We start from the raw sequence: 6,977 nt of genomic DNA, 5'->3' as shown, positions 1-6,977 counted from the left end.
GATCACGGCGTTGAGGACGACCGCTGCTCGGTAGTTGACGGCGTGTTTGTCGTAACGGGTGGCCAGTCCGCGCCACTGCTTGGTGTGGCAGTAGCGGCGTTCGATGACGCTGCGGTTCTTGTAGTCGGCGACATCGAGGGCGACAGGTCTGCCGCCGCGGGAGCCGCGCCGCTTGCGGTGGCCCTTCTGGTCGTCGGGCTCGGGGATGACGGCTTTGATTCCGCGCGCTCGCAGGTGGGTGCGGATCGCCCGCGATGAGTAGGCCTTGTCACCGCGGACCGCGTCCGGACGGGTGCGCGGCCGACCTCGTTCGCGGCCGACCCGCAGCTGGCTCATCAGCGGCAGAAACATCGGAGCGTCACCGGCCTGGCCAGCGGTGAGCAAGGTGACCAGTGGCAGTCCGTTGCCGTCGACGAGCTGATGAATCTTCGTCGAGAGTCCGCCTCGGGATCGGCCGACGGCGTGGTCAGGCGGCTCGGTCTCCGGATTCGTGTAATTCGATCCAGCCCCCTGTGAGGCGCGTGGTGTTCGTGGCGTGCTGATGGGCGCGAGCGATGGTCGAGTCCACCGACAGTGACCAATCCACCAGTCCTGCAGCGTCGGCGGCGGCAGTGAGCTTGGCGTGGACTTGATCCCAGGTCCCCGCCTTCGCCATCCGGTGATGCCACGTCCAGACTGTCTGCCACGGACCGAACACCTCCGGCAGATCACGCCAGGCGATACCGCACCGATACCGGTAGACGATCGCCTCGACCATCGTCCGAGCATCGGAGAACGGACGCCCCTTACGGCCCGTCGGCTTCGGCAGCATGTCCTCGATCAACGACCACTGAGCATCCGAGAGCACCTGAAACCGCGACATGACCTCAGCCTCTCAGAACCTGCCCCGCCTATTTGTCAGACACGCCCTAGGCCCGATTACGGCCGAAGTCGTTGCAGGCCTCGCAGACGCTGTCCGGAATGATTCCGGCGCGCTGGAGCAGTCCGAATCCGATGCAGCCGAGGCAGAGACCGAAGGCGAACTCGAGGAACGCCGCCACGATCAACAGCCCGACGACGATCTGTGCCGCGAGACCGAAACCCGCCGCAGACAGTACGAATGCGCAGCCGGAGAAGACCAGGCCGATGGTCTGAGCGAACCGCTTGGGTGGTCCGGGAACCATCTTCGTGCGTTTCCAGACGCGCGGCACGATGACATGCACGGCGAGCCTGCCGAACGGCGAGTACCGCGGGCCGCCCGCGACCCGCAGGGCGAAACCGAGGGCCAGGAGCCCGTACAGCCAAGGCTTATCGACGGCGATGGCCACGATCGCGAGCGCGATGACGAGACCGGCGGTCGAGCGTGCCGCGTAGTCGTTGACCGGGTTGGGGAAGTCGAACACACCGCGGTGCCACGACGGCGTCTCCGCGACGGCGATCGACGAATCGACCTGGGTGAAGACGTCTGAGTCGGTCACGGGTACTCCAATCAAGCGATGACGCTTCACGATAAGACCGGTGGACTTCGGATCCAAGATTTTGACTCACCGTGAGCCGAAGGCCTGCGGCGCGGTCGTGGCTCGACGACGGTGCGTGCCGGAACCGGTACGCGGCGTCATGCGTCCAAAGACACATGAGGGATTCGGGAGTTCATTCGCGGCGCGGTCTTCTCGCCGCCGGATACGACGACGCGGCCATCCGGCGGGCGGTACGCGGGGGATCGCTGGTGCGTCTGCGGGCTGGGTGGTTCGCGCTCCCGGCTCACGACGAGAGGGCGGCTGCGGCGGTCCGTGACGGTGGAGTGCTCACCTGCGTCGACGCTCTCCGCTTTCACGAGTTGTGGGTGCCGCCGGGACACGGCGGTCTGCACTTGAGAAGGAGCACGAACCTGACCGGCGTCAACGTCGCCTGTCGGCCTTTCGGTGGCTCACTGCGGACGGCGACGCGGGCTGTCGATCCGGTTCCCGTCGCGTTGGCGTACGCCGCACGCTGCCTCTCCGACGAGGAATGGATCGCGGTCGGTGACTCGTACCTGAATCTCACGGGTAAGACGCGTGCGGATCTTCGATCCGAGCTGCGCGGAGCCGGGCGGACGGTGGAACGGCGGATAGCGAAGACTGATCGGCGGGCGCAGTCCGGGACGGAGAGCATCGCCCGTGTCCGGCTGCGGTCGGCGGGGTTCGATGTGACGGTCCAGCCGTATGTGGAGGGCGTCGGGTGGGCGGATCTGCGGATCGGGAGACTGTTGATCGAGTGCGACAGCGTGTTGCACCACGCCACCCGGACTGGGTACGCGAACGACCGCCGCCGCGACCGCCGCGCTCTGGTGGACGGGTGGCTCACGCTGCGCCTGACCTACGACGACGTGCTCTACGGCTGGGACGCGGTCCTCGCCGACATCAAAGCCGTCACCGCCAGGGACCGGCACCGGGCACGCTCGGCGAAGCACCGGGCGATGCTGCAAAGATCAGTACTTATGTCGACCGGCGAGGGAACATCGCCGGAGGACGGCAGTGACGGTACTGATCTCAGCACTGCGGTCGACTGACCGCTACGCGGACTCGAAATCGACCAGGACCTCCAGGACCTGGTCGCCGTACTTCTCGAGCTTGCTCTGCCCGATACCGGAGATCGCCAGCAGCTCTTCGTGATTGGACGGTTTCGCACGTGCGAGCTCTTCGAGGGTCTTGTTTCCGAGCACCGTGTAGGCGGGCAGCCCCGCGTCCTTCGCGACGGACGAGCGCCAGCGGCGCAGTGCCTCGAAGAGTCCGCGGTCGGCGTCCGGCAGGTCCGGTGCGCTCGAGCGTGCGGCTTTCCGGGAGCGTGCCGGAGCCTTCGTGTCCTCGCGGAGCATTACCGTGGTCTCACCGCGCAGAACGGGGGCGGCCTTCTCGGTGAGGCGCAGCACTCCGTAATCGCCCTGCGGAGCGATGATTCCGAGAGCCACCAGCTGGCGGACCACGCTTCGCCATCCGCTGGCGTCGAGTTCGGTGCCGATGCCGTAGGTGGTGAGGCGATCATGGCCCTGCTGCTGGATACGAGCGTTGTCCACACCCAGCAGGATGTCGATGAGATGACCGGCGCCATAGGCCGACCGGTTGAAGTCGCGGTCGAGCCGGAAGATGGTCGACAGGAGCTTCTGCGCCGGCACCGTGCCGTCCCAGGTCTTCGGCGGGTTCAGACAGGTGTCGCAGTTGCCGCAGGGTTCGATCCGCTGGTCGAAGTACCCCAGCAACTGCTGCCTCCGGCACGTCGCCGTCTCGCAGAGTGCGAGCATCGCGTCGAGCAGCTGCGACTGCACCCGGCGCCGTGCGGCGTCGCCGTCGGACTGGTCGATCAGGCGCCGCTGGTTCATGACGTCGGCGAGCCCGTAGGCCATCCACGCCACCGACGGCAGGCCGTCGCGGCCGGCGCGTCCGGTCTCCTGGTAGTAACCCTCGATGCTCTTCGGAAGATCGACGTGCGCCACGAAGCGCACATCGGGTTTGTCGATGCCCATGCCGAAGGCGATGGTCGCGACCACCACGATCCCGTCCTCGCGCAGGAACCTGTGCAGCGTGTCCTCCCGCACCCGGCGGTCGAGTCCCGCGTGGTAGGGCAGCGCGTCGACGTCGTTCGCGCGGAGGAACTCGGCGATCTTCTCGACGCTGTTGCGGCTCAGCGCGTAGACGATGCCGGTCGCGGGCTCGCCGTCGACGACGCCTTCCGTTCGGATGAACTCCAGCAGTTGCCTGTTGGCTTGCGCCTTGGGCTCGATGCGGTAGGTGATGTTGGGCCGGTCGAAGCTGGAGACGAAGTGGCGTGCGCCCTCCAGGTGCAGCCGCGCGGTGAGCTCTTCGTGCGTGCGGCGGGTGGCGGTCGCGGTGAGCGCGATTTGCGGAACGTCCGGCCAGATGTCCGCCAGCTCTCCCAGCGCCAGATAGTCCGGCCGGAAGTCGTGGCCCCACTGCGAGACGCAGTGCGCCTCGTCGATCGCGATCAGCGACAGCGTGCCGCGCGCCAGGAACTCGCGAGTCCCCCGTTGGCTCAGCCGTTCGGGGGCGACGTAGATCAGGTCGAGTTCGCCTGCGAGGAATGCTCTTTCGACTTCCGCTCGCTCTTCGGGGAGCTGAGTGGAGTTCAGGTAGGCGGCGCGGACGCCCAGTTGGCGCAGAGCTCCCACCTGGTCGGCCATGAGCGCGATCAGCGGCGAGACGACGACGGCGCACCCCTCACGGACGAGCGCGGGCACCTGATAGCAGAGGCTCTTGCCGCCGCCGGTCGGCATGAGCACGACGGCGTCGCCTCCGCCGATCACGTGCGAGACGATCTGCTCCTGGTCGCCGCGGAACTCCGAGTAGCCGAAGACGTCCCGGAGGACTTGATACTGGTCGGGCACGATGTCGCTCAGTGGTCCTCTCGACCGGAGCCGCCGTCGTCGGCGTCCGCATCCTCGTCCGTGTCGTCGTCGTAGCCGTTCAGCGAGTCGAGTTCCTCCGGTGGGGTCTTCGGCTTCGCCTCCGGTTCGGAGTCGTTCCGTGCGGTTTTGGCCGCCTCGCGCATCTCGAACCCGTCGGTGACCAACTCGCCGATCTCTCGCGCGACGTCGGCGACGGCGGTGGTGATGATCGACGTGATGTTGCCGACCCGATGCGCGGCGCTCTCGACCACCTCCTGGATCAGATCCTTGTTCCGTTCTGCACGTCCGACCACTTCTCGTCCCTCCTGCCGGTGCCCTGCTGAAGACCAATGGTAAGCCTCACCGCCGAAGCGACTTCTCGACGAATGCCACGATCTCGCCTTCGACCTCGTCGCGGATCTCCGGCTCGTTGTGCACCTCGTGGCGGAAGCCGGTGTAGACGCGGGTGCGCACGTCGGCGTGGCCGGTCGCGACGAGCCGGTTGGCGACGTGATAGGCGCCCTCACCGTAGTCGGTGACGGGGTCCTGGTCGCCCGCGAGGATCAAGACGGGGAGGTCGCGGCGGATCTGCGGATACCACTCGTCGCTGTTCACCTGGTCGTAGAGGTCGATGAATCCCTGCAGGAACCGGACACTCATGGGCGCGCCGAAATTGTTGAACGGGTCCACCGAGTGATCGCGCACCACGTCGGGGTCGCGGGCCACCCAGTCGGTGGGACCGGCTCCGTCGCCGTAACGGGAGACGAATCCGTCGAACACGGCGCCGACGATCTCCGGGGAGGCGGCAGCGCTGCGGTCGGGCTCGGCGGCGAGCGCCCCGCGATCGACCACGGTCTCGATACCCCTGATCTGCGCGGCGATGCCGCAGAGGATCAGGGCGTCGAGATCGTCGCCGCGCTGTGCGGCCAGACCGCGGGCGATCATCGATCCCCACGAATGGCCGAACACCGCGTGCGGCAGGTCCGGATACTCGGCGCGTGCGATGTCCATGAGCGTGAGCTCGTCGGCGACGGCGGTCGCGGCCCCGTCGTCGCCGGTGTCGACCCAGAACCCCGACTCCATCGCGGTCTTGCCGTGTCCGGCGTGGTCGTCGGCGACCACTGCGAATCCGGCATCGAGGAGCCGGCCGATCAGATGCAGATACCGGCGGGAGTGCTCACCGAGACCGTGGATCAGCTGGACGACGGCCCGGGCCGGTCTGGTGGGCCGGTACATCCAGCCGTGCACGGTGTCGCGCCCGTTGTGGGAGGTGAAGGTCAATTCGGTGAGTGCCACGGGAGAGTCCTGACTGTCGGAGGACACCGGTCACGGCCGGTGGGGATGCGCCGAATGTATCCGCCGGCGACCGAAAACGTCCCGCAGACGGTGCACCGAGGGCATATTGCCCTCGGTGCACCGTCGACGGGACGATCTCAGGCGTGTCCGACCCTCAGGCGGCGTCGACGGCCTTCGAACGCTCGATGTTGACCACGATGTCGTTGTCGTCGCGGGTCATCCAGTTCGGCAGCGACAGCTTCGCGATCTTCATCCACGTGGAGCCGAGCTGCTTGCGGAGCGGACCGGTGTTGTACGGCAGACCGTACTTCTCGCAGATCGCGCGGACCTCGACCGCCATCTCCGGGTAGCGGTTGGCCGGGACGTCGGGGAACAGGTGGTGCTCGATCTGGTGGGAGAGGTTGCCGCTCATGATGTGGAAGAGCCGGCCGCCGGTGATGTTGGCCGACCCGAGCATCTGCCGCACGTACCACTGGCCCTTGGTCTCGTCGACGCATTCCTCAGCGGTGAAGGTCTGAGCGCCGGTGGGGAAGTGACCGCAGAAGATGATCGAGTACGCCCAGATGTTGCGGACCAGGTTGGCGCCGGCGTTGCCGACCAGGGTGGAGACGAAGAACGGTCCGGTGAGCGCGGGCCAGAGAATGTAGTCCTTGGCGACCTGCTTGCGTGCCTTGCGCCACATTCCGCCCAGCAGCCCCTTGACGTCGCTCCACTTGCGTTTGCCCTGGATGACGTTCTCGGCCTCGAGATCGTGGAGCATCACACCCCACTCGAACAGCACCATCAGCGCGGTGGCGTAGGCGAGGTTCCCGAGGAAGTACGGGTGCCACTTCTGGTCGCGTGCCATGCGGAGGATTCCGTAGCCGATGTCGCGGTCCTCGCCGAGCACATTGGTGAAGGTGTGGTGCAGGTAGTTGTGGCTGTGCTTCCACTGGTCACCGGGGCAGACGTTGTCCCAGTCGAATTCGCGCGAGTTGTAGGTGTCCTCCCGCATCCAGTCGTACTGGCCGTGCATCACGTTGTGGCCGATCTCCATGTTGTCCAGGATCTTCGCGATCCCGAGCGACGCGACGCCGGCGAGCCATACCGGCGGAAGGAACGGAACGAACATCGCCGCGCGGCCGGCGAACTCGAGCTTCCGCTGCGCGCGAATGATCGAGTAGATGTACTCGCGGTCGGACTCGCCGAGGTCGGCCACGATACGTGCGCGGAGTTCGTCGAGCTCCCGGCCCAACTGCTCCACCTGCTCGTAGCTGAGGTCGACTCGGGTGCCCGCCGCCGGGGCGGTCTCGGTGCGGAAGTAGTCGCTGATATTGATGGCCAT

General features: G+C 66.8%; 6 protein-coding genes and 1 pseudogene. 1 reads left to right on the top strand and 6 read right to left on the bottom strand.

What is annotated here, in order from left to right:
• Together Y710_RS18600 and Y710_RS17585 are read right to left on the bottom strand one after the other, a co-directional pair.
• A pseudogene (locus Y710_RS18600) lies at nt 1-862 on the bottom strand (IS5 family transposase); the annotation flags it as partial.
• A gap of 46 nt (nt 863-908) precedes the next feature.
• A complete protein-coding gene (locus Y710_RS17585) occupies nt 909-1,418 on the bottom strand; it encodes a DUF4395 domain-containing protein (RefSeq protein WP_062368032.1) in 510 nt (169 codons plus the stop codon).
• A 194-nt stretch (nt 1,419-1,612) separates the two neighbouring features.
• On the opposite strand from Y710_RS17585, the gene Y710_RS17580 reads away from it, so the two are divergent.
• Nucleotides 1,613-2,527 (top strand): hypothetical protein, encoded by a 915-nt coding sequence (locus Y710_RS17580; protein WP_062368028.1) that lies wholly within the window; start codon nt 1,613-1,615, stop codon nt 2,525-2,527.
• A 3-nt stretch (nt 2,528-2,530) separates the two neighbouring features.
• Here Y710_RS17580 and recQ read toward each other — a convergent pair whose 3' ends face one another.
• The 4 genes from recQ to Y710_RS17560 all read right to left on the bottom strand — a co-directional run bounded on the left by recQ (nt 2,531) and on the right by Y710_RS17560 (nt 6,977).
• The gene (gene recQ / locus Y710_RS17575) at nt 2,531-4,357 is read right to left on the bottom strand and encodes a DNA helicase RecQ (RefSeq protein ID WP_062368027.1); all 1,827 of its coding nucleotides are present in this window, start codon (nt 4,355-4,357) and stop codon (nt 2,531-2,533) included.
• A gap of 8 nt (nt 4,358-4,365) precedes the next feature.
• On the bottom strand, nt 4,366-4,671 hold the full coding sequence (locus Y710_RS17570; protein WP_006897569.1) for a hypothetical protein: 306 nt from the start codon (nt 4,669-4,671) through the stop codon (nt 4,366-4,368).
• Between the two features lie 46 nt (nt 4,672-4,717).
• Nucleotides 4,718-5,653 (bottom strand): alpha/beta fold hydrolase, encoded by a 936-nt coding sequence (locus tag Y710_RS17565; RefSeq protein WP_006897568.1) that lies wholly within the window; start codon nt 5,651-5,653, stop codon nt 4,718-4,720.
• A 154-nt stretch (nt 5,654-5,807) separates the two neighbouring features.
• Entirely contained in the window at nt 5,808-6,977 is a 1,170-nt protein-coding gene (locus tag Y710_RS17560; RefSeq protein ID WP_006897567.1) for a fatty acid desaturase family protein, read from the bottom strand.

The sequence above is a fragment of the Gordonia sp. QH-12 genome (assembly GCF_001578675.1).
GTDB classification, from domain to species: domain Bacteria; phylum Actinomycetota; class Actinomycetes; order Mycobacteriales; family Mycobacteriaceae; genus Gordonia; species Gordonia sihwensis.
Note: the sequence above shows the minus strand (reverse complement) of the source record. Positions and strands in the feature narration are given on the sequence as shown.